Origin of the sequence: Fusobacterium necrogenes (assembly GCF_900450765.1) — a bacterium.
Taxonomy (GTDB): Bacteria; Fusobacteriota; Fusobacteriia; order Fusobacteriales; family Fusobacteriaceae; genus Fusobacterium_A; species Fusobacterium_A necrogenes.
Window position 1 is genome coordinate 1,189,147 of the sequence record NZ_UGGU01000003.1, and the last position, 21,892, is coordinate 1,211,038.

Annotated in this window: 17 protein-coding genes and 1 other RNA gene; 3 read left to right on the top strand and 15 right to left on the bottom strand. The window is 29.6% G+C overall.

Annotated elements, in window-relative coordinates:
* The first annotated feature begins 127 nt into the window (after nt 1–127).
* A complete protein-coding gene (locus DYA59_RS05760; protein WP_115270261.1) occupies nt 128–2,110 on the top strand; it encodes a glycogen debranching protein in 1,983 nt (660 codons plus the stop codon).
* 82 nt (nt 2,111–2,192) lie between these two features.
* On the opposite strand, the gene DYA59_RS05765 is transcribed toward DYA59_RS05760, so the two are convergent.
* The 13 genes from DYA59_RS05765 to DYA59_RS05825 form a co-directional block, all read right to left on the bottom strand.
* The gene (locus tag DYA59_RS05765) at nt 2,193–2,783 is read right to left on the bottom strand and encodes an XTP/dITP diphosphatase (protein ID WP_115270263.1); all 591 of its coding nucleotides are present in this window, start codon (nt 2,781–2,783) and stop codon (nt 2,193–2,195) included.
* A gap of 9 nt (nt 2,784–2,792) precedes the next feature.
* Nucleotides 2,793–3,560: a ribonuclease PH gene (gene rph, locus DYA59_RS05770; RefSeq protein WP_115270265.1), complete on the bottom strand. Its 768-nt coding sequence runs from the start codon at nt 3,558–3,560 to the stop codon at nt 2,793–2,795.
* 8 nt (nt 3,561–3,568) lie between these two features.
* Nucleotides 3,569–5,344 (bottom strand): ABC transporter ATP-binding protein, encoded by a 1,776-nt coding sequence (locus tag DYA59_RS05775; RefSeq protein WP_115270267.1) that lies wholly within the window; start codon nt 5,342–5,344, stop codon nt 3,569–3,571.
* On the bottom strand, nt 5,341–6,414 hold the full coding sequence (gene lpxB, locus DYA59_RS05780) for a lipid-A-disaccharide synthase (protein WP_115270269.1): 1,074 nt from the start codon (nt 6,412–6,414) through the stop codon (nt 5,341–5,343). Before lpxB ends, DYA59_RS05775 begins: the two co-directional genes overlap by 4 nt.
* Nucleotides 6,415–6,426: 12 nt before the next feature.
* Nucleotides 6,427–7,230, bottom strand: coding sequence for an LpxI family protein (locus tag DYA59_RS05785; protein ID WP_115270271.1), 804 nt, complete (start codon nt 7,228–7,230; stop codon nt 6,427–6,429).
* A complete protein-coding gene (gene lpxA / locus DYA59_RS05790; protein WP_115270273.1) occupies nt 7,230–8,003 on the bottom strand; it encodes an acyl-ACP--UDP-N-acetylglucosamine O-acyltransferase in 774 nt (257 codons plus the stop codon). Before lpxA ends, DYA59_RS05785 begins: the two co-directional genes overlap by 1 nt.
* A 16-nt stretch (nt 8,004–8,019) precedes the next feature.
* Nucleotides 8,020–8,445: a 3-hydroxyacyl-ACP dehydratase FabZ gene (gene fabZ, locus DYA59_RS05795; protein ID WP_115270275.1), complete on the bottom strand. Its 426-nt coding sequence runs from the start codon at nt 8,443–8,445 to the stop codon at nt 8,020–8,022.
* Nucleotides 8,446–8,479: 34 nt separating this feature from the next.
* A complete protein-coding gene (lpxC, locus tag DYA59_RS05800) occupies nt 8,480–9,304 on the bottom strand; it encodes a UDP-3-O-acyl-N-acetylglucosamine deacetylase (protein WP_115270277.1) in 825 nt (274 codons plus the stop codon).
* A gap of 269 nt (nt 9,305–9,573) precedes the next feature.
* A complete protein-coding gene (locus tag DYA59_RS05805) occupies nt 9,574–11,754 on the bottom strand; it encodes an ATP-dependent helicase (RefSeq protein WP_115270279.1) in 2,181 nt (726 codons plus the stop codon).
* Nucleotides 11,755–11,847: 93 nt separating this feature from the next.
* Complete coding sequence (locus tag DYA59_RS05810; protein ID WP_115270281.1) at nt 11,848–13,074, bottom strand: GNAT family N-acetyltransferase; 1,227 nt, start codon at nt 13,072–13,074, stop codon at nt 11,848–11,850.
* 35 nt (nt 13,075–13,109) lie between these two features.
* Nucleotides 13,110–13,208: signal recognition particle sRNA small type (gene ffs, locus DYA59_RS05815), an RNA gene on the bottom strand.
* Between the two features lie 55 nt (nt 13,209–13,263).
* On the bottom strand, nt 13,264–14,958 hold the full coding sequence (locus tag DYA59_RS05820; protein ID WP_115270283.1) for a hypothetical protein: 1,695 nt from the start codon (nt 14,956–14,958) through the stop codon (nt 13,264–13,266).
* Nucleotides 14,959–14,977: 19 nt separating this feature from the next.
* A complete protein-coding gene (locus tag DYA59_RS05825; RefSeq protein ID WP_115270285.1) occupies nt 14,978–15,751 on the bottom strand; it encodes a YlmH family RNA-binding protein in 774 nt (257 codons plus the stop codon).
* 156 nt (nt 15,752–15,907) lie between these two features.
* On the opposite strand from DYA59_RS05825, the gene pssA reads away from it, so the two are divergent.
* Together pssA and rpoN are read left to right on the top strand one after the other, a co-directional pair.
* Nucleotides 15,908–16,684, top strand: a complete 777-nt coding sequence (gene pssA, locus DYA59_RS05830; RefSeq protein WP_115270287.1) for a CDP-diacylglycerol--serine O-phosphatidyltransferase — start codon at nt 15,908–15,910, stop codon at nt 16,682–16,684.
* 80 nt (nt 16,685–16,764) lie between these two features.
* Nucleotides 16,765–18,015 (top strand): RNA polymerase factor sigma-54, encoded by a 1,251-nt coding sequence (gene rpoN / locus DYA59_RS05835; RefSeq protein WP_115270289.1) that lies wholly within the window; start codon nt 16,765–16,767, stop codon nt 18,013–18,015.
* Between the two features lie 3 nt (nt 18,016–18,018).
* On the opposite strand, the gene DYA59_RS05840 is transcribed toward rpoN, so the two are convergent.
* Together DYA59_RS05840 and DYA59_RS05845 are read right to left on the bottom strand one after the other, a co-directional pair.
* Complete coding sequence (locus DYA59_RS05840; RefSeq protein ID WP_115270291.1) at nt 18,019–18,840, bottom strand: MerR family transcriptional regulator; 822 nt, start codon at nt 18,838–18,840, stop codon at nt 18,019–18,021.
* Nucleotides 18,841–18,855: 15 nt separating this feature from the next.
* Nucleotides 18,856–21,891: an efflux RND transporter permease subunit gene (locus DYA59_RS05845; protein WP_115270293.1), complete on the bottom strand. Its 3,036-nt coding sequence runs from the start codon at nt 21,889–21,891 to the stop codon at nt 18,856–18,858.
* Between the last annotated feature and the right edge of the window lies 1 nt (nt 21,892).

The window sequence follows — 21,892 nt, forward strand, 5'->3', positions numbered from 1 at the left end:
TTATTAATATTATACCACTTTTTTGCCAAATTTTATATGTTTTTTCTTCGTTTGACTTTTAGTTTTCTACATTATATAATCTATTATGTAATGTAGATATAAATAGTACTTAAATAAAGGAGAACTTATGTATAGTGTTGATTTTGGATTGCCCATATTAGGAGCTACAGTACTTGAAACAGGTGTTAATTTTGGTATATACTGTAAAAATAAGAAAAATGTTACTTTAAATGTATATAATTTTATGCATAGTATAGAACCAATATTTTCCCTAAAATTAGATGAAAAGTTTAATAAAACTGGAGATATTTGGCATATTTTTCTAAAAGAGGCTAAGGAAGGCCTAATCTATTCATGGAAAATAGATGATTCTCCTGAACTTTTGGACCCATATGCACTCTCTTATACAAACCACAAAGAATGTAAAATGAAAAAATCTATTGTCGTAAAAAGAGCTCCATTTAACGAAAGACATCTTCATATTCCAATGAATGAAACCATAATATATGAAGTTCATATAAAATTTTTTACTCAAAACCCTAATTCTCTTGTTAAATTTCCTGGAATGTACAAAGGTTTTATAGAAAAAATTCCTTATTTGAAAGACCTAGGAGTGACAACTGTAGAATTTTTACCTGTGTATGAATGGGATGAATATACTGGTAGATATAATTCACATAATGAAATTTTAGAAAATATCTGGGGATATAATCCTATCAGTTTTTTTGCTCCTACAAAAAAATTCTCAAGCAATAAAGAGCTATATAATTCTGATGAAATTATCGAATTAAAAGAACTTATAAAAGAGCTACATAAAAATAAAATAGAAGTTATATTAGATGTAGTTTATAATCATACTGCTGAGGGAGGAATTGGTGGTTTTTTATATAATTTTAAAGCCATGAATAAAAATGAGTTTTATATCATGGAAAAAAACAAAGAGAATTATACTAATTACTCCGGTTGTGGTAATACCTTCAATTGTAATAGCGTTATGAGTAAAGATATAATCCTTAACTCTTTAAAATACTGGTATCTTGAAATAGGTGTAGATGGTTTTAGATTCGATTTAGCACCTATACTTGGAAGAGATGTAAATGGACAATGGGGTGGACATTCTATACTTCATGAAATAGCTCAAGATCCTATTCTTTCTCACTCTAAGCTCATTTCTGAAAGCTGGGATCTAGGTGGATATTATGTAGGAGATATGCCTTCTACTTGGAGTGAATGGAATGGAAAATACAGAGATGTTGTCAGAAAATTTATCAAAGGAGATTTTGGACAAATATCTGAACTTGTTAAAAGAATTTTAGGAAGTCCTGATATTTTTAAAAGAAGTAATCGTTCTCCACATAATAGTATTAATTTTATTAGTTGTCATGATGGTTTTACCTTATATGATTTAGTTAGCTATAATACAAAGCACAATCTAAACAATGGTGAAAATAATAAAGATGGTGAAAATTATAATAATTCATATAATTGGGGAGAAGAAGGAGAAACTAAAAATATAGAAATTTTAAATTTAAGAAAAAGACAAATTAAAAACTTTTTTCTTATTCTTATGATCTCTCAAGGAACTCCCATGTTTTTAATGGGAGATGAATGTGGTAGAACACAATATGGAAATAATAATGCCTACTGTCAGGATAACAAAACTACTTGGTTTGATTGGGAAAGACTAGAGAAATTTAAAGATATATATAATTTTGTTAAAAATATGATTAAACTTCGTAAAAGTTACTCTATTTTTAACAAAAATACTTATTGGGAATGTGATGATTGCAAAACTAGCGATGTTGTATTACATGGAATAAAATTAAACTCTCCAGATTTTTCTTATCATTCACTAAGTATAGCTTTTGAACTTCAAGATATAGATACAAATACAAAATTTTATATAGCTTTGAACTCTTATTATGGAGATTTAGTATTTGAACTTCCTCCCCTTGATAAAAACAAAAGTTGGCATGTGTTAGTCGATACATCAAAGAAAGATATAGAAAATTTTTCAAACTCTACTATATCTATAAAAGATAGATTTTATTCTGTTAAGTCAAGAAGTTCTGTAATTTTAATAAGCAAATTAAAATTAGATGATTTTTAGAAAATTTTAAATTATGACTTAAGTAAAAAAGAAAAAAGAAAGTTTATAATTTTTACTAAATAAAAACTTTCTTTTTCTTTTTTTAATCTACAAGTATTTTACTTAACTCTTTTGCTAATTTTTTCAAAGCATTAGCTCTATGACTAATCTTATTTTTTATCTTTGGTATCTCAGCTAAAGATTTTCCATACTCAGTTACATAGAAGTAAGGGTCATATCCAAAACCATCTTTTCCCTTTGGTTCATATAGTAACTCTCCCTCTATCTCCCCTCTAAAAGAGTAAGCTCTTCCGTCAGGTTTCCCAAGAGTTATTACACTTACAAAGTGACACTTTCTATTTTTTTCATCTTTCATTACTTCCATAAGCTTAGCATTATTTGATTCATCAGTAGCATTCTCGCCAGAATATCTAGCTGAGTACACTCCAGGTGCTCCCCCTAGTGCATCTACACAAAGTCCAGAATCATCAGCAATAGTTATCATCCCTGTAAACTTTGCTATCTCCAAAGCTTTTTTTGCAGAATTTGCCTCAAAAGTATCCCCATCTTCTACTACCTCAGGTATATCTATACCATCTTTTATAGATAGTATCTCCACATCTTTTACGTTGGCAAATATTGCTTTTATCTCATCTATTTTATGTTTATTTCCAGTAGCTAAAAATATTTTCATATTTCTCTCCTATTTTTCTATTATTCTGTTTTGTAACTCCATTATCTTCTTTAATCCTTTTTCAGCTAAATCTAACATCTCATTTAAATCTTTTCTAGTATAGGTAGCCTCTTCTCCAGTACCTTGTAACTCTACAAATTTTCCTTCTCCATTCATAACAATATTCATATCTACCTCTGCTATCGAATCTTCTGTATACTTAAGATCTAACATAGGTGTTCCATTTACAATACCCACACTAATAGCTGCCACATTAGAGATGATAGGATTTTCTGTTAACACTCCCTCTGTTACAAGTTTTTTCATAGCAAGAGCTAGAGCTATATATCCTCCGGTAATAGAAGTAGTTCTTGTCCCTCCATCAGCTTGTATTACATCACAGTCGATAGTTACGGTTCTTTCTCCTAATTTTTCTAAATTTATAGCAGTTCTAAGAGCTCTCCCTATAAGTCTTTGTATTTCCATAGTTCTACCTGTTAACTTTCCCTTAGCTGACTCTCTTTGATTTCTCTCTCCAGTAGCTCTAGGTATCATAGAGTACTCAGCTGTAAGCCAACCTTTACCTTGATTTTTTAAAAATGGTGGTACTTTATCACTTACAGTAGCTGTACATATTACCTTTGTATTCCCACATTCCATAAGTACAGAGCCTTCAGCATATAGATTAAAATCCTTAGTAGCCTTTAATACTCTTAATTCATCTAAATCTCTTCCATCTTCTCTAAGTTTTTTGTTTTTCATATCGACTTCAATCATCATCTCTTTTATTTTATTCATACTATCTCCTATATTTTCATTTCATCTCTTTGTTTTACTTCTTTTCCAAATTGTATATCATAAAAATGTTTATAAATTCCATTTTTATCTAATAAATCTTGGTGTCTTCCCACCTCTTTTATTCTACCATTTTCCATTACCACTATCTTATCAGCATTGATAATAGTAGAAAGTCTATGAGCTATTACAAATGTCGTTCTATTTACCATAAGTCTATCTAAGGCATCCTGTACAAGTCTTTCTGATTCAGTGTCTAGAGCAGATGTTGCCTCATCTAGTATAAGTATCTCAGGATTTTGAATTAGGGCTCTAGCTATTGCTATTCTTTGCTTTTGTCCTCCAGATAGCATCACTCCTCTCTCTCCTACTTCGGTTTCAAATCCTTCAGGTAAATCCATTATAAATTCATAGGCATTTGCCATCTTAGCTGCTTTTATTATCTCTTCTTGAGACACATTTTCCTTACCAAAGGAAATATTTTCAGATATTGTCCCAGAGAATAGAAAACTCTCTTGAGGAACTATCCCTATTAAATCTCTATATTTTTTCAAAGAGATATTTTTTATATCCTGTCCATTAATAAGTAATCTTCCTGCAGTAGTTTCAAAAAATCTAGGGAGTAAATTTACCATAGTAGTTTTTCCGCTTCCACTCTTACCTACAAAAGCTATAACATCTCCAGCTTTTATCTCTAAATTTATATTTTTTAGTGCATTACTTTTGGCATCATCATAAGCAAAAAATACATTTTCAAACTTTATATCTTGTATTTTTCCTTTTAACTCTATCTCTTCTCCATAGTAGTCTGTTTCAATAGGTATATCCAATATTTCTATTACTCTATCAGCTGACGGTATAGCTTCTTGTACATCATTATTTTTAGATATTAACCTTTTTAATGGCTGACTCATAAGTCCCATAGCTGTAACAAAAGATATTAAATCTCCTGGAGACATAGTTTTAGTAATAACTATTTGATATCCCCCATAAGCAGCTACCAAAACAACCATAAAAGTTGTTATAACTTCGTTGATTGGAGATACTTTTGCCTTTATCTTAGTACTCTTATATGATTTTTGAAACTCATCCATACTTATCTCTTTAAATCTATCAATAATCATATCACTGTTATTGAAAGCTTTGATTACAAATATTCCAGATAAGCTTTCTTGAATGAAAGCTGCAACAGCTCCCGATGTATCTTGTCTAATTCTTCCAGATTTTCTAATTTTCTTAGTATATTTTTTTACAGTACTAATTATAAACGGCATAACTGTAAGTGATACTAAAGCTAATATCCAATCTACTTGGAACATTCTAAATACTAAAGCTACAACTGTTATAAACTCCTTTAGCATATCAAAAAGTATAAATCCTATTCTTCCTAATGTAGAAGAATCTCCAGTTAATCTTGCCATTATATCTCCTAATTTATTTTTTCTAAAGTAAGAAATAGGAAGCTTCTGTAAATGATTAAAAACATCTATTTTTATATCTCTTTTAATAGTTTCAGTTACATAATTTGATGAAATACTAGCATAATAAGCTGATACTACTTTTATAACTGTCGATACAAAAATTGCAGATATTACAATTACCATCATCTTAGGATCTTTTTTTACTAATACATCATCTATTAGATATTTACTAAGCCATGCTGGTACAGCTCCCATTGATGAAGTCAATATAGACATGAGTATTACAGCTACCATTGCCCATTTATATTTAAAACTGTATCTTAAGAATGTATTTAACGATTTATTTTGAAATAAATTTAGTCTCATCTTTCTCCCTTCACCAGAAAATTTGTATAATTTTCTATTACACTTCTTCCTGAAAGTTTTTCTCTTACCTCTTTTATGTCTTCTTGTATTTTTTCTTTATTATCTTCTATTTTTTTTAAATACTTTTCTATCTCTTCTACAGTACATCTCTCTTGTAAAAGCTCTGGAAATACCTCTCTACCTAAAGCAAGATTTGGTAGAGAAACAAAGGCAATTTTTAAAATATGTCTAGCTATAAATGCGTTAATAAATCCTGTCTTATACACCACTATTGTAGGTAGTCCCATAAGAGCAAGCTCCAAAGTTACAGTTCCAGAGGCAGCTATAGCCATCTTAGATTTTTTTACACACTCTGAAAGTTTTTTCTCAAATTCAAGGGTAAGATTTGGATATTTTGTCAAATCCTCATCTATCCATTTTAGATGCTCTCTACTTGAAAGCTTTAGTAAAAATTTTCTACTCTCGTCTCTTTTTACTATCTCCAACATAGTAGGTAAAAGAGTCTTTATCTCCTGCTTTCTACTTCCTGGTAAAAGAAGGATATACTCCTCACTTCTTTTTTCCACTATGTATTTATCTACAAAAGGATTTCCATAATATATAGCATCTACCCCGTGCTTTTTATAGAAATCTACCTCCCAAGGAAAGATTACCATAATATGGTCAGCTTTTATAAGTTTTTTTATTCTCTTTTCTCCCCATATCCAAAGCTTTGGTGGAATATAGTAGTACACCTCTATATCCTCTATCTCCTGCTTTAATAGCTCCAAAAATTTTAGGTTAAATCCTCCATAATCTACTAGGATAACCTTTTTTATATTCTCTTTTTTTATAAAATCTATATACTCATTAGCTTTTCTCTTCAAAAAGCTATATTTTTTCAACACCTCAGTAAATCCCATTATTGCAAGCTCATCTATATCTTGGATAACCTCTACTCCAACATTTCTACTATGTCTACCTGCAACTCCATAAAACTCTACATCTCTATATTTTTTCTTGATAGCTTTCACTAAATATGAAAGATGTAAGTCCCCAGAAACTTCCCCAGTTGATACAAAAAATTTCATAACTATCTCCTATCAAACTTTTATTCCGAGGATAAATAGAGAGTTTTCCTCTGCTAATCTTATAGCCTCATCTCTATTTAAAAAAAGCATTCTCCCTGCTTCTCCAACAATTCCTCTAGCTCCTATCTCTATAGCCCTTTTTATTGTCTCTATTCCTACAGCTGGTATATCTACCCTCATATCCTGTTGAGGTCTTGACATCTTCACAATAATACACCCACTACCAGCTAGCTCTCCAGCTCTTTTTATTGTCTTATCTGTTCCCTCTATCCCCTCTAATGCCACTACTGATGAATCTTTACACACCACAGTCTGTCCAGCATCCACTTCACTTAGAGCCTTAGCTGCCTCTATTCCTATCTTTATGGTTTTTCTATCCTCATCACTAGGTACTATCTTAGTATAACACTCATCTCTAAACATAAAGTTTTCCAAAAGATGATTTTGAGGTAACACCTTTATTCCATTTAATCTAAAAAATCCTATAACTGCAAAAAGGAGAGTTTCATCTTTTCTATCTGGCAATCTCTTCAGAAGTTCCTCTCCAAATCTATCTAATTTTATATCTTTAAATATTATATCTTTTTCAACTTTCCCCAACATAACTATCTCATCAATATCATTTAGTAGGAAGTACTTTACAATACTTCCCACTTCTCCAATATTAAAAGACACAAAATTTTTATGAGCCTTTATTCTATCATCTATGGTATCAAATAGCCCTAGGGGAAAAACATCAATATTCTGTTTTTCAGCCTCTTTAAGAAAATAGATAGGTAATTTCCCATTGCCAACTATTATTCCAATTTTTTTCATTATTTAGCTATACCTCTATTACTATTTTTTATAAAATTTACAAAGTATGTTATATTTCTATCTTGTTCTATCTCTGCCTCTATTTGAGCAAGAGCATCTTTTAGAGGAAGTCCACTTCTGAACACTATCTTATAAGCTTTTTTAAGTCTACTTATTTCCTCATCTGTAAATCCTCTTCTTCTAAGTCCTACACTATTTAACCCTCTAGGTATAGCTTTGTTACCTTCTGCTAATATAAATGGACATATATCTTGGTTTACAGCACTAGCTCCCCCTGTCATAGAGTAAGAACCTATTCTACAAAATTGGTGTATTGGTGTAAGTCCTCCTACTATTGCGTAGCTATCTACTACCACATGCCCTGCTAGTGTAGCATTGTTAGAGAATATACAACCATCTCCTATAATAACATCATGTGCCACATGGACATATGCCATAATAAGATTTCCATTTCCTATTCTAGTTTCCCATCTATCATCTGTTCCTCTATGAATAGTTACAAACTCTCTGATAGTATTGTTGTTTCCAATTATAGTTTTAGTAGGTTCTCCTTTATATTTTAAGTCTTGAGATGCTTTTCCTATAGAAACAAAAGAATAGATAGTATTATTTTCTCCTATCTCTGTTATTCCTTCTATTACAACATGAGATTGAATTGTAGTATTTTTACCAATTTTTACATCTTTACCGATTATACAATATGGTCCTATCTGTACTCCATCTTCTATTATGGCACCCTCTTCAATTATAGCAGTATTATGAATATCTATCATAATTGCCTCCCGTCTATTATTTATCTGCTATACAAAAAGTAAAGCTTGCTTCACAAGCAATATTTCCATCTACTAAAGCTTTTCCGTGAGCTTTTACGAAGTTTCTTTTGATTTTTTCTACTTCTACTTCATAAATAATTTGATCTCCAGGTCTAATTGGAGATTTAAATTTTGCACTCTCCACACCTACGAAGTAAGGAACTTTTCCCTCTATTCCTTCCATTACAAGTACTCCTAAACATTGAGCCATTCCCTCTACTATTAGTACTCCTGGCATAATAGGGTGTCCTGGAAAGTGTCCATTGAAGAACTCCTCATTGATAGTTACATTTTTAAGTCCTTTTATTTTTTGCTCCTCTTTGTTTACATCAATGATTCTATCCACTAATAGGAATGGATATCTATGTGGTATTCTTTCCATTATTTCTAAAGTATTTAACATATTTTTTTCCTCCTCTAGTTATCTTATTTATATTTTACATGTTTTTTAGTAATTTTGCAAACTCTATATCTAAAGCGTGTCCAGCTTTTATAGCTATGATATGTGCTCTTATTGGTCTATTCAGTATTTTTAAATCTCCAATAATATCCAACATCTTATGTCTTACAAACTCATCTTCAAATCTAAGTCCACTTGGATTTAATACCCCATCTTTTTTTATAACAATAGCATTATCTAGTGTTCCACCTAGTGCTAGATTATTTTTCTTTAGATACTCTATCTCATAATCAAAACCAAAAGTTCTAGCTGGTGCTATCTCTTTTTTGTAGTTTTCTAAATTTACTTCAAACTCTGCCAATTGAGATTTTAAAAATGTGTGCTCAAATCTAATAGCATAAGTTAGCTTATATCCATCATATGGCAAAGCTATTACATTTTTATCTTCAACTGTTAAATAGATAGGCTCTTTTACTACTAATGGCTCTACTTCTGAGTCTAACTCCTTTAGTCCAACCTCTTCAAATATCTCTATAAATACTTTTGCACTTCCATCACAGATAGGTAGCTCATTTCCATCTAATTCCACCACTAAGTCTGTAATATCCAATGCATAAAGAGCTGATAGAAAATGCTCTATTGTATGTACCTTTGCTCCATATTCATTTTGTAGATTTGTTCCACGAGTTAAATCAAAGGTATTAGCTATATCTAAAGTTATCTCATTTTTTCCCTCTTCTAAATCCACTCTTTTAAAGATTATTCCATTTTCACTTGGAAGTAATCTCATCTTTATATTCTCTCCTTTGTGGAGTCCAATACCGATATACTCTATCTCTTTAGCTATTGTTTTTCTTTTCATTGCTCCCTCCCTTTTGTATTGAAATTCATGAAAGAAAACCAATAAAAAATCTAAATATTCTAATTGAAATTATAGAATAACGGAGATTGAAAAGAATAATTAGAGTAGCTTAGCGAGAACGAACACTAAAAAACGCAACTGTTTGAACGAAGTGAGTTTTGCGTTTTTAGTGAGTACAGCTCTAGCTACTCTTTATTCTTTGAACGAGAGTTATTCATAATTTCTAATCAATTTAATATAATAATTGGTTTTCTTTCTAACGAAGTGTTTTAACACTTAGTTAAGAATTTTTCAGCTACTGCCATAGCAATCTCTCTTTTTCCATCTACAAAGTTTATCTCAACCTTTTTGTCATTTACAGATTTAACTACTCCTAGACCAAATTTTTTATGCATAACCTTCTCTCCTATAGAATATGGGAAGTTTTTAGCTGTTTTGTTTAAATCCTCAATAGTTATCATCTTTTTGAAAGCTCTCTCTGTAATAAAGTTTCCTTTCTCAGTTTTAGGTACATACTCAGTAACTACTGGAGTTGCTCTCTCTATTAGCTCCTTAGGTATCTCATCTAAAAATCTTGATGGCTCTCTACTCCAGTCCTCATTTCCATACATCATTCTACTCTTAGCATATGTCATATAGAGTTTATCCTCTGCTCTAGTGATAGCCACATAGCAAAGTCTTCTTTCTTCCTCTAGCTCATTGCTATCAAAGTCTGCTCTACTTCCAGGGAACAGTCCTTCCTCTACTCCAACTACAAATACAGTAGGAAACTCAAGTCCTTTAGAGTTGTGTATAGTCATAAGTTTTACATAATCTTTTTCATCTTCAAGGTTATCTGTTGCACTGACTAGTGAAATATTTTCAAGGTACTCTCTCAAAGTAAGATTTTCTACTACCTTCTCCAATTCTACTATTGAATTTTTCAACTCCTCTATATTCTCTTTTCTAGCTTCATAGTCCTCATAGTTAGCTATTAGATAATCATTATATTTTATTTCTCTCACTATTGTATCAAATAGCTCAGAAACATTTATCCCTTCACTTAACTCAATAAACTCTCTCATCATATTGTAAAAATCTAAAAGAGTTATCTTTAGGTTAGCACTTAGTCCAGCTATCTCGTTAGCTCTTCCCAATGCACTGAATAGTGAAAGGTTTTGTTCTTTAGCAAAATCTTCTATCTTCTCTACTGTCTTATCTCCTATCTTTCTTTTTGGTACATTTAAGATTCTTACTAGGTTTAAGTTATCAGTAGTATTATTAATTACTGCTAGATAAGCTACAATATCTTTTATCTCTGCTCTTTGATAGAATTGCATTCCACCAAAAATCTTATAAGGGATATTTTCACGAAGTAGTTTTTCCTCAAACATTCTCGATTGAGCATTGGTTCTATACAGGATTGTAAAATCTTTGTACTTAGCTCCCTTAGCTTTTCCTTTGATTATCTCTCCAACTACAAATCCAGCTTCCTCTCTTCCATCATAACAACCTTCCACAGTGATTTTTTCTCCCACTGTCTTCTTAGTCCATAGCTTTTTATCTCTAGCACTTAAGTTGTTTCTGATTACAGAGTTCGCAGCATCTAGTATTACAGAGGTAGAACGATAGTTCTCTTCTAACTTTACCACTGTTGTATTTGGATAATCCTTTTCAAAATCTAGGATATTTTGGATATTTGCTCCTCTAAATCCATAAATACTTTGGTTTTCATCACCTACTACACAGATATTCCCATATTTTTTAGCTATCTTATTCACTATCTTATACTGAATATTATTTGTATCTTGGTACTCATCTACCATTACATATCTAAATTTCTCCTGTACCTTATCTAGTACATCTGGAATATCTAATAACCTATCTGTATTTACTAAGATATCTGAAAAGTCCATTGCATTATTATTTTTAAGTACAGAGTTATATCTTCTATATACCTCTGCTACTATCTTTCCATTGTCATTATACTTTTCAGTTGTCTCATACTCATTAGGGGATATTCCATTCTCTTTTAATTTTGAGATAATAGAGGCTACCAATCCCTCTTTTAAACTTTTATCCTTTACTACTAAATCTTTCATTATATTTTTAGCTACTCTCTTTTGGTCATCTGTATCATAGATAGTAAAGTTAGCATTGTATCCTAATCTATCTCCATACACTCTTAGCAGTCTAAGTCCAAATGAGTGGAATGTAGATATCATAACTCTTTTAGCGTCCTCTCCTACTAGAGATTCCACTCTCTCCTTCATCTCCTTAGCTGCCTTATTAGTAAATGTTACAGCTAGGATTTTATAAGGAGATATCCCTATCTCATCTATCATATGAGCTATCCTATAGGTAATAGTTCTAGTCTTTCCAGAACCTGCACCTGCTAATATAAGAAGAGCTCCCTCTATCTTAGCAGCAGCCTCCCTCTGCTTATCATTTAATTTATCTAATACGCTCATTAATTTTCCACTCCTTTTCAATTATCAATTATACCATAACAACCGTTATCATGTCTATTTTAATAAATTTGAAAAAATTTTAAAGTAATTATTCTAATGTAAATAATCAACATGTATCATTACATCCTTTACATTTTCAAAGTCTAAAACTATCCCATCTCTTATACTATCTATTATATTATGAGCTTCATATACTGACATCTCCTTTGGAACTCTTATATGCATAGATAAAAATATTTTATCTCCTGATTTTCTCATAAATATATCATGTACATTTTCTATACTTTCATTTTCATTTAAATATCTCTCTATTTCCTTTATAAACTCTTTATCTTGTTTATCAAGAATTAAATTAGATGTTTCAAATATAATAGATATTCCTTCCTTAAAAATTAAGATAGCTACTATTAAACTTACAATAACATCAAATATTGGAGATATCCATATAGACATACAGATTCCAAAAATAACTCCAGCAGATGAATAAACATCACTTTTACTGTCTTTAGCATCAGCTATTAAAGCACTGTTATCTGTTGCTTTTCCAACCTTTAGCTTATACCTATACATAAAAAACTTTACTATCATAGAAATAAATGCCCAAATAATTGTTACGTAACTTGGAATAAATAAATCTTCTCCCTTTATTAAAAATTCTATACTTCCTTTGCCCAATTCAAAAGCAGTGAGAAGTAAAAATACTCCTAACATATTTCCTATTATACTTTCTATTTTTTCATGACCATAAGGGTGCTCTTCATCTGCAGGTTTATTACTAAAATATATCCCTAAAAGGATCGCAATTGAACTTCCAACATCTGAAAGAGAGTTTATTCCATCTGATACTAAGGCTCTAGAATTTCCATATATTCCCCCTAGAATTTTTATAACTGCAAGAAAAATATTTTGAAATATTGAAGAAATTACTACTTTTTTTCCCTCTTTCATTCTTAAGATTTCTCTCTGAATATTATCAAGTTCCAAAATATCTCCATTTTCTTTAAATCCACTCTTTTTAAAAAAATCTTTTTTTGTTAAATCACTGCATATTATTTTTTCTTTTTTCTCACTGATCCCATGATTAATCAAAAACTTTATAAGCTTCATTCCATAAGATTTATATCTCATTCCAGCTCTTACAAAAATTCTCTTTATATTATAGTTTTTTCCATCTTCTTCAACTAAAATATATCCAATAAATTTTTCATGCAACTGGATTACAAAGTAGCTTCCATCCAGTTTTTCAATAAATTCACTATCTATTTCTTTAATATCATTCACATTCTTTTTCAACTCTTTTAGATCATATATCTTATACACAAAAATCCCCCTTACTTATAAAAAAAGCCATGAAAATCAGAGAAGCAATTCCTATACCCACAATAAATACCTTAGTGCTGCTTCCTTCCGGATCTGACACGGTTCGATACTATTATGCCACAAGATTCCTCTTTGATTTCCATGACAACTCATTATATCAACAATTTTAAATTACGTCAATGATTTTTTCTAAATATTTCTTAATACTCCACCTATATTAAATTTATCTAAAGCTTCTTGTACTTTATCTAAATATTTTAATTTTTCATTTAATTTTCCTTCTAATTCTTTTAAACTATTTTGATTTCCATTATTTAAAGTATTGTTATAATCTTCAATCTCTTCTTTTCCCTCTTTTATCATATCTTTTATTATTTTTTTCTTTACGCTTCCATCCTTATCATTTAATATATTCATTATCTCCTGAGATAAATCACTTTTTATCACTAATTTCCCATCTAAAGAGTTATAGCTATAGCCTATATTTCCACTTTTTAAATCCTTTAATAACGGCTTTATCATAGCTTTTAACAGTGGACTAGCAATATTTAATTTTCCTGTTATCTCATCACTATTTAAGGACATATCCTGTATCTCTACATTTCCAATAATATCTATATTATCTCTACTAAGAACTATCTCTTTTTCTAAAGATGCTTCTCCAGCTTCTACATATCTATGTAAGATCTCCATCTCTTTTAAATCCTTAAAATTGAAATTAGATATTTTTGTATTTATCTTTCCTTGGATTTTATTTAAATCAACATATCCATAAATTTCTCCATGACTTGTATCTGAATCAGCTGTTAAGTAAATTTCAATATTTGTCTTATTTTTTGAAAGCCTACTTGAGATATTCTTTACTTCACCTTTCAACTCTATTCCGTAGACTTTAGAGCTCACTGTAACCTCTTCAATAAATACTTCCCATATATCTTGAAGTTTTACATCTTCATCCTTTCTTAACTCTATCTCCCTCATGACATTTCTATATTTTACTACTATATCCTTTATCTCATCTCCATAAATTTCATTTAAGTAATAATTAATAATGGAATCTAAATCATTTATCACAAACTCGCCTCTTCCTACTAATTCATTTACAGTAGTTTCAAGCTTTTTATTCATCTCATTAACATTTATAATCGTTTTAAAATCCTCTTCCATAGCATTTCTATTTTTTAAAAATTCTTTACTTAGAGTTTTAAAAGCTGTTACCATATTTTTTATTTCATTTTCCATTCTAATTATCTTTAGTGGATTTTTTTCTTGAGATATTTTTTCATAATTTTGCTTGAGTATCATGTATTCTGGAGTTGTTTCTAATTTCTCTATTTTATTATTCCAATATTCTCTTTTCTCCCTCACTTTTTCCTCTATATCCTCATATTGAAGTTTTAACGTATTTTGAAGAGTAGTTTTATTTACCTTGGCTCTAGCCCTTATAAGCTCTTCTAAATCTTGTACTTGACTATCTTTTTTTTCTTCTATTCCAGATTTATCAACTACTACATTATTTTTCTCTTCCAACTGATATCCTAAGCTTCCATCACTAGACCTCTGCGTCATAAACTCTATCCCACTAAAGTTAGCTCTACTTACTAAAAATTTTTTTTCTTTAAAATAAATATCGTAATCTGCTTCAAATTTTCCTATAGAAGCAAAATTTTTCTTTCCATCTTTTCTACTTGTAATATCTATATTTTCTATAACTATCTTTTTACTAAGTGGAAAAAATCTTACTCTCTTTATATCTACCTTTCCTTTATTTACTTCTGTTAATTTACTTTCTAAAAATTTTTTTATTATATAATTTTTTGAAAAATATAGTCCTCCTAATAAAATTACAATTACTCCAATTACTATCCCTATCTTTCTTTTCATAATATCACCTCGTCTTATTCTAGATAAACTTTTTTATTAGTATCCTAATTTTCCCTTTTTTATTCTCACCTAATATCTTTTTAAATACAAATTTTCCTTTTTTTCTTATAGTGACTATATCTCCCTCTTTTAAATTATTATTTTTCTCCTTATCTACTACATAATTTATACATACATCTCCTGCTTCTATCAATTCTTGTCCTTTAGTCCGTGAACTATTGGTCATTACAGAAACAATATTATCTAATCTTACAGAACTTATACTCTCTATTAGCTCTTTAAACTTCAAACCAGGAACTTCACTTTTATTAATTTCTTCTACTATTACAGGATTTTTACCTATCTCTTTTAAATTCTCAACTAAAAAATCAAAAATTTCATCACTAACTATTCCATAACAAAAACCATCTTCCACTATCAAATCTCCCATCAATTCCCTTTTTATTCCGAGAGACATTATTGTACCAAGGTAGTGTTTATGCTCTAACTCTTTAAATTTTGATTTGTTAATTATCTTAAAATATTTCACCGGAAAATATAGTTCATCATGAGGAAAGCTTTTTGGTTTTATAGCTATCATATTTTTTTCACAATCTTCATTGATCCCACACAAAGAAAATTCTATACTTCCTATATTCAACTGAGAAAGCTTTTTACATACCAGAGGTGGATAAAAATATTTACTATATACGGGATACTCTATTTCTTCACATAACTCTATATCATCACAAATAGCTCCTAATAAAAATTCATCAATACCTGGAAACATATTTTGAAATTTTTTTCTATCCAAATTATTTCTCTCCTCTCATTTATAACATAAATTGATTTTATACAATTTTTTTCAAAATAGCAAACTATTTTTTACTTATTCCTTTTGATATATTGAAAAATTTAGATTTTTATGTTAAAATTTAACAACAATAGTTATTAAGGAGATGAAATTAAAATGGTAAAAAGAAAGTATATTGCGCCCAATGCAATTACAGCTGCTAATATGTTTTTAGGATATCTTAGTATTACAGCATCAATTAAAGGAAACTTTATTCAAGCTATTTGGTTTATAATACTGGCTATGGTTTGTGATGGACTAGATGGAAAAACAGCAAGAAAATTAGATGCTTTTAGTGAATTTGGTAAGGAATTCGATTCATTTTGTGACGCTATATCTTTTGGATTAGCTCCAAGTATTTTAGTATATTCTATCCTTATACAATACGCTTCTGCTAGTGCTTTTATAGTTCCAGTTTCATTTATATATGCTCTTTGTGGTGTAATGAGACTTGTTAAATTTAATATTATTACGATAGCTTCTAATGAAAAAGGAGACTTCAGTGGCATGCCTATTCCTAATGCTGCTGCTATGGTATGTTCTTATTACTTAATATGTTATTACTTACAAAGAAATTTTGATATAAATTTCTTTCATTTAGATATCTTTATGGCTATAACAATTATAGCTGCTATATTAATGGTTAGTACAATAAAATTTAAAACTCCTGATAAAGCTTTCTCATTTATTCCTAAGAAGTTTGCTGGTTTATTTATTTTAGTAATTATTGTAACATTAAAATATAGTTTATTTGTAGTTTCATTCTTCTATGTAATTATAAATCTTATGAACTTCGCTACAAAAATCTTTGATAACTCTAATGATGACAACGATAAAGAGTTAGTTGATGTTATTGAAGAGGAAAGTGAAGAGGAAGAAAAAGAGAAGAAATAATAATATATAGAAATAAGTACTTAGGCTATTACAAAATTTGTAATAGCCTATTTTTAACTAAAATATGAGGGGGAGTTTATTTGGATTTTTCTTTAAAGATTAAACAGGAAACAAAACTAATATTAACTAAAGAGATGAAAATTTCTATGAACATTTTACAAATGCCTTCGTCTCAATTAAAAGAATATCTAGAAAAAGAAGCTGTAACTAATCCAGCTATTGAAATAACATATAATAATTATAAATATAAAAACTTTAATGTTTCGTTATCTAAAGATCAGTTTTCTCCTTTAGATTTTGTGAGTTATGAAGAAACACTTTTAGATTACTTAGAAGAACAACTTTGTTATTTAAAAATTCCATCTAAAATTAAAAATATCTGTCTATTTATTATCAACAACCTTGATTCTAGAGGTTATCTTGCCACATCAAAATCAGAAATAAAAAATCTTTTAAATATAAATAGTCAACAACTTAAAGAAGCCTTTGAAATTATCTATACTCTAGATCCTATAGGAATTGGAGCTGAAAATTTAAAAGATTGCTTAAAAATACAACTCACAAGTAAAAATATCACTGATAAAATTTTATTCTTGCTTATTGATAATTATCTCGAAGATATAGCTAATCAAAACTTTTCCCTAATAGAGGCTAAATTAAATATCACTAAGGAAGATATTTTAAACTATTTGGATTTAATAAAAACCCTTTCTCCTATCCCTACTAGAGGATATACTGTTAATACCAATAATAACTACATAGTTCCAGAAGCTAAAATAGAGATTAAAAATGGCAAACTAACTTTCAAGATAAATGAAGATCTTATTCCTAAAATAAATATAAATAATTCCTATTTTAATAGCTCTTTTGCTAATAAAAATTCTATTACCACTGCTATTACTATAATGAAATGTTTAGAGAAAAGATATCAAACTCTCAGTAATATACTAGAACTACTTATCGTTAAACAAAAGGATTTTTTCTTTAAAGGGAAAAATTTCCTTCATTCTCTTGTTTTAAAAGATATTGCCAATAGTCTTAATTTACATGAATCAACTATTTCAAGAGCCATAAAAGATAAATATTTAGATACTCCTCAAGGAATTATCTCTATAAAATCCCTTTTTATAGTAGATAGTAATTCTATAAAAATAAAAAAACTTTTAGAAGATTTTATTAATTCTGAAGATAAAAAATCTCCTCTATCTGATGAAAAAATAACTTCTCTATTAAGAGAAAAAGGGTATTCTACAGCAAGAAGAACAGTAACAAAATATAGAGTTGAATTAGGATTCAAATCTACTAGAGAAAGAAAAATAGGTGTTAAATAACACCTATTTTTTAACTATTGGAACCTTTATGATATACATAACATCCAATGGATTTTTTTCAAATGCTGGTCCAGACAATATATGAATAATTGTATCCCCTACTATCTTAAGATTATTATTTTCTATCCACTTTATAGTTTTTTCAATATTTTTTCCTATATCCACAAATTTAGTTTGACATACTATGCAGACATACTTCTGCTTTAAATAATGACATCTTTTATCATATCCTTCATAATCTTTCAAAAATATTAATCTATCATAGAAATAACTTTTTTTCTTTAATTCTACTTTTTTTACTGTAAAAGCAAACATTCCAGCAGGAATAAACATCTCTTCTATAGAGATTAAATATTTATTTATTTCTTTAAAAGCTTTAGATATACCTTCACCTTTCATATTTTTATCAATATCTGAATATATCCCTCGTATTTCTTCTTCCTTAATAAAAAATTTATCTATATTATTTTCTAAATCTATGAGATATTTCATTTGAATAGCATTTTCCTTCAGCTCTTTTTCTAAATTTTGAAGTCTTACTATTTCCAATTGAGTTTGTTCTATCATTTTATCTATCAAATTTAAAGTATGAGAATAGCTAACATTTTCTAAATAACTTTTTATTTTAGCATTACTAAATCCTAACTTTTTTAGATGAACTATCATCTTAATAATAGGAATCTGAAAAAATCTATAATATCTATAATTGGTTTTTTCGTCTTTATAGCTTGGAGATATTATCCCTTCATTATCGTAGTATCTCAAAGTTGAAATTGCCAATTTAGTTATCTTAGAAACCTCCCCTATTGTCAAATAATCTTCCATACTACCCCTTTCTTATCAGCTTTTGTTTTGAATTTTTAATTTTTTTATAAAACTTGTAAAATCATCTATTAAATAATAAAATACAGGTATTACTACTAATGTTAGTAATGTTGCAGTAGAAAGTCCAAATACCACTACAAATGACATTCCCTTATACATCTCTGAACCCTCTCCATTACTAAACATAAGTGGTAGCATTCCAAGTACAGTAGTAAGTGTTGTCATAAGTATTGGACGAAGTCTTGTTCTTCCAGAAGTTATTATAGCTTTATTTTTACTATCTCCTGCCTCTCTTCTAAGATTGATAAAATCTATCAACACAATAGCATTATTTACAACTATACCAGCTAGCATTACAAATCCTACTGATACCATAGCATCTATACTTAGCCCAGCTCCATAGAGAGCATAGAAAGCTCCTGTAGTAGAAAGTGGAATAGAAAGTATTATTATAAATGGCATAATAAATGACTCAAATTGCCATACTAAAATAAAATAGATCAGGAATATTGCTATTCCGAAAGTATAGATTAATTGTTCACTCATCTCTGCCATATCAGCACTCTTACCACCATATCCATAGGTTACACTGTCTGGTTTTCCCATCTCTTCTAAAGTTTCCACTATCATATTTTGTGCTGTTTTTAAATCTAGGTTATCATCAAGATTAGCATATAATACTATTTTCTTTCTCTTATCTTTTTTCTCCAATTTAGATGGTCCTTCTTCTATTTTAAAAGTAGCTACATCTGAAATCTTTATATTTTTTCCGTTAGGTAAAGTTATTCTAGAATCTAAAATATATTGAGTAGACTCTCTGTATATTTGTTGAAGTTTTAATGTTACATCTATCTCATCATTATCACTATTTATTTTTATTGGAACTCCACCTTGTATCTGTACCTGTATCATACGAGCTATATCACTTATTTTCAACCCATAGTACTCTGCTTTCTCTCTATCTATATAGAATTTTCCCTCTGGTTTTCCACCTTCAAAAGAGGTAGTTACATCTTTTATTCCATCTATTTTAGATACTCTATCTTTTAATTCTGAAATTATAGATTGAAGTTGTATTTCATTATCTGAATATAGCTCGAACTCTAAGTCATATATTCCCCTCACTCCAAATTTATATCCTGGAGTTACAGTTATCTCCACATCTGGTATATCTACATAGACTTTTCTCAGCTCTCTTAAGATATCACTCATAGATTTATCCCTAGTAGTTTTCAATCCTCCATTAATATTTAAAATAGCTCTAGCTCCACTTCCAGAAACAGTAAAATCTTTTACAAAGTCAAAACTCTTAACTCTCTCCTCTAAAATCTTAGCTATTCTATCTCCTTTATTTACATCAGCTCCAGATGGTAGCTTTGCCACTACAGCAAATCTTCCCTCGTCCACAGTAGGAATAAATCTTCCTCCTAATTTACTTCCTACATATAACGAACCTAAGAAAAGTACTGTCATTATTACCACAACTATTCCTCTTCTTCTCACTGCCCACTTAAGTAGTACCACATACCATTTTCTTAAAGATTTTAAAAATTTTCCCTCTGAATTAAGATTTTTATTCTCATTCATTATCTTACTAGATATCATAGGTACAAAGGTAAGTGATATCACTAAAGAAGCTAACAATGAGTATGAGATAGCATAACACAGATTATTGAACTGCTCTTTAGCAAGCCCCTCTTGGAATACTAAAGGTAGAAAAGCTGCAACAGTAGTCAGTGTAGAAGCAAGTACAGGTAAAGCCATCTCCTCTGCTCCATCTCTAGCTGCTGCTACTCTATTTTTCCCTAACTCTGATATATGTCTAAATATATTATCTACAACAACAACCGAGTTATCTACTAGCATTCCTATTCCTAGAGATAATCCCATTAAAGACATCAGATTTAAAGTTATCCCTTGAGCATTTAATAGGAAAAATGTAAATATTACAGATATTGGAATTGCAGTAGCTATAATAAGTGTAGCTGATATACTTTTTAAAAATACAAAAAGTATTCCAGAAGCTAGTAAAAGTCCCATTATTCCACTAGACTGAACATTTTTTATAGAGTTCATTATAGTTATAGATGAATCAAACTCATAGTTCATAACTGTATTGATAGGAAATGAGCCCTTAGCTTGCTCCATTACTTTTTTTACATTTTTTACTATTCCAACTGCATTTCCTTCATCTGTTTTAGAAACTATTACAACTATATTTTCTTTTCCATTTTTTCTACTTACAGAACTTCTATCTTTAGGGGAGATTTTTATATCTGCTATATCCTTTAATTTTAAAATATGACCATCTCTATTCAAAAGTACTATCTCTTTAATCTCATCAGCTCTCTCTATCTCAGCTTCTACTTTGATTAAGTACTCTTTCTCTCCCTCTCTAAGTATCCCTCCTGGAATATTTACACTGGCACTAGCCATCTTGTTATATACATCCATAATACCTAGATTGTAGTTTTCTAATTTATCTGGATCTACTACTACTGCTACCTCTTGCTCTCTTCCTCCAAATACCTCTATCTCTGATACTCCCTCTATTCTCTCTAGCATAGGTTTAAGAGTGCTTTCCACATAACTTCTCATCTCTACTAAATCACCACCGGCCATAGAAAAAGTAATAGCTGGAACATCAGAGGATGAACTTTTTCTTATTGTTGGTTCGTCCATATCCTCTGGGAATTTTTTTCTTATTTGATTTATCTCATTTTGTATCAAAGTTATTTTTGTTTCTACATCAGTACCATATTTAAATTTTACATATATCATTGAGGTTTCAGCTGTTGATTCAGAGCTGTACTCTGTTATTCCCTCAACATTAGGTAGTACCTCTTCTATTTTTCTAGTTATCATCTTATCCATATCAGATGGAGTTGCCCCATCCCACTTTACTCTTATTCTTACAGTAGGTCTATTTATATTTGGCATCATCTCCACTGGCATCTTTTTTAGTCCTAGATAACCAAAAAATATCATAGAGATTAGGAACATTATTGTAGTAGCTGGCTTTCTTATTGAAAATTCTGGTATCGATTTCATA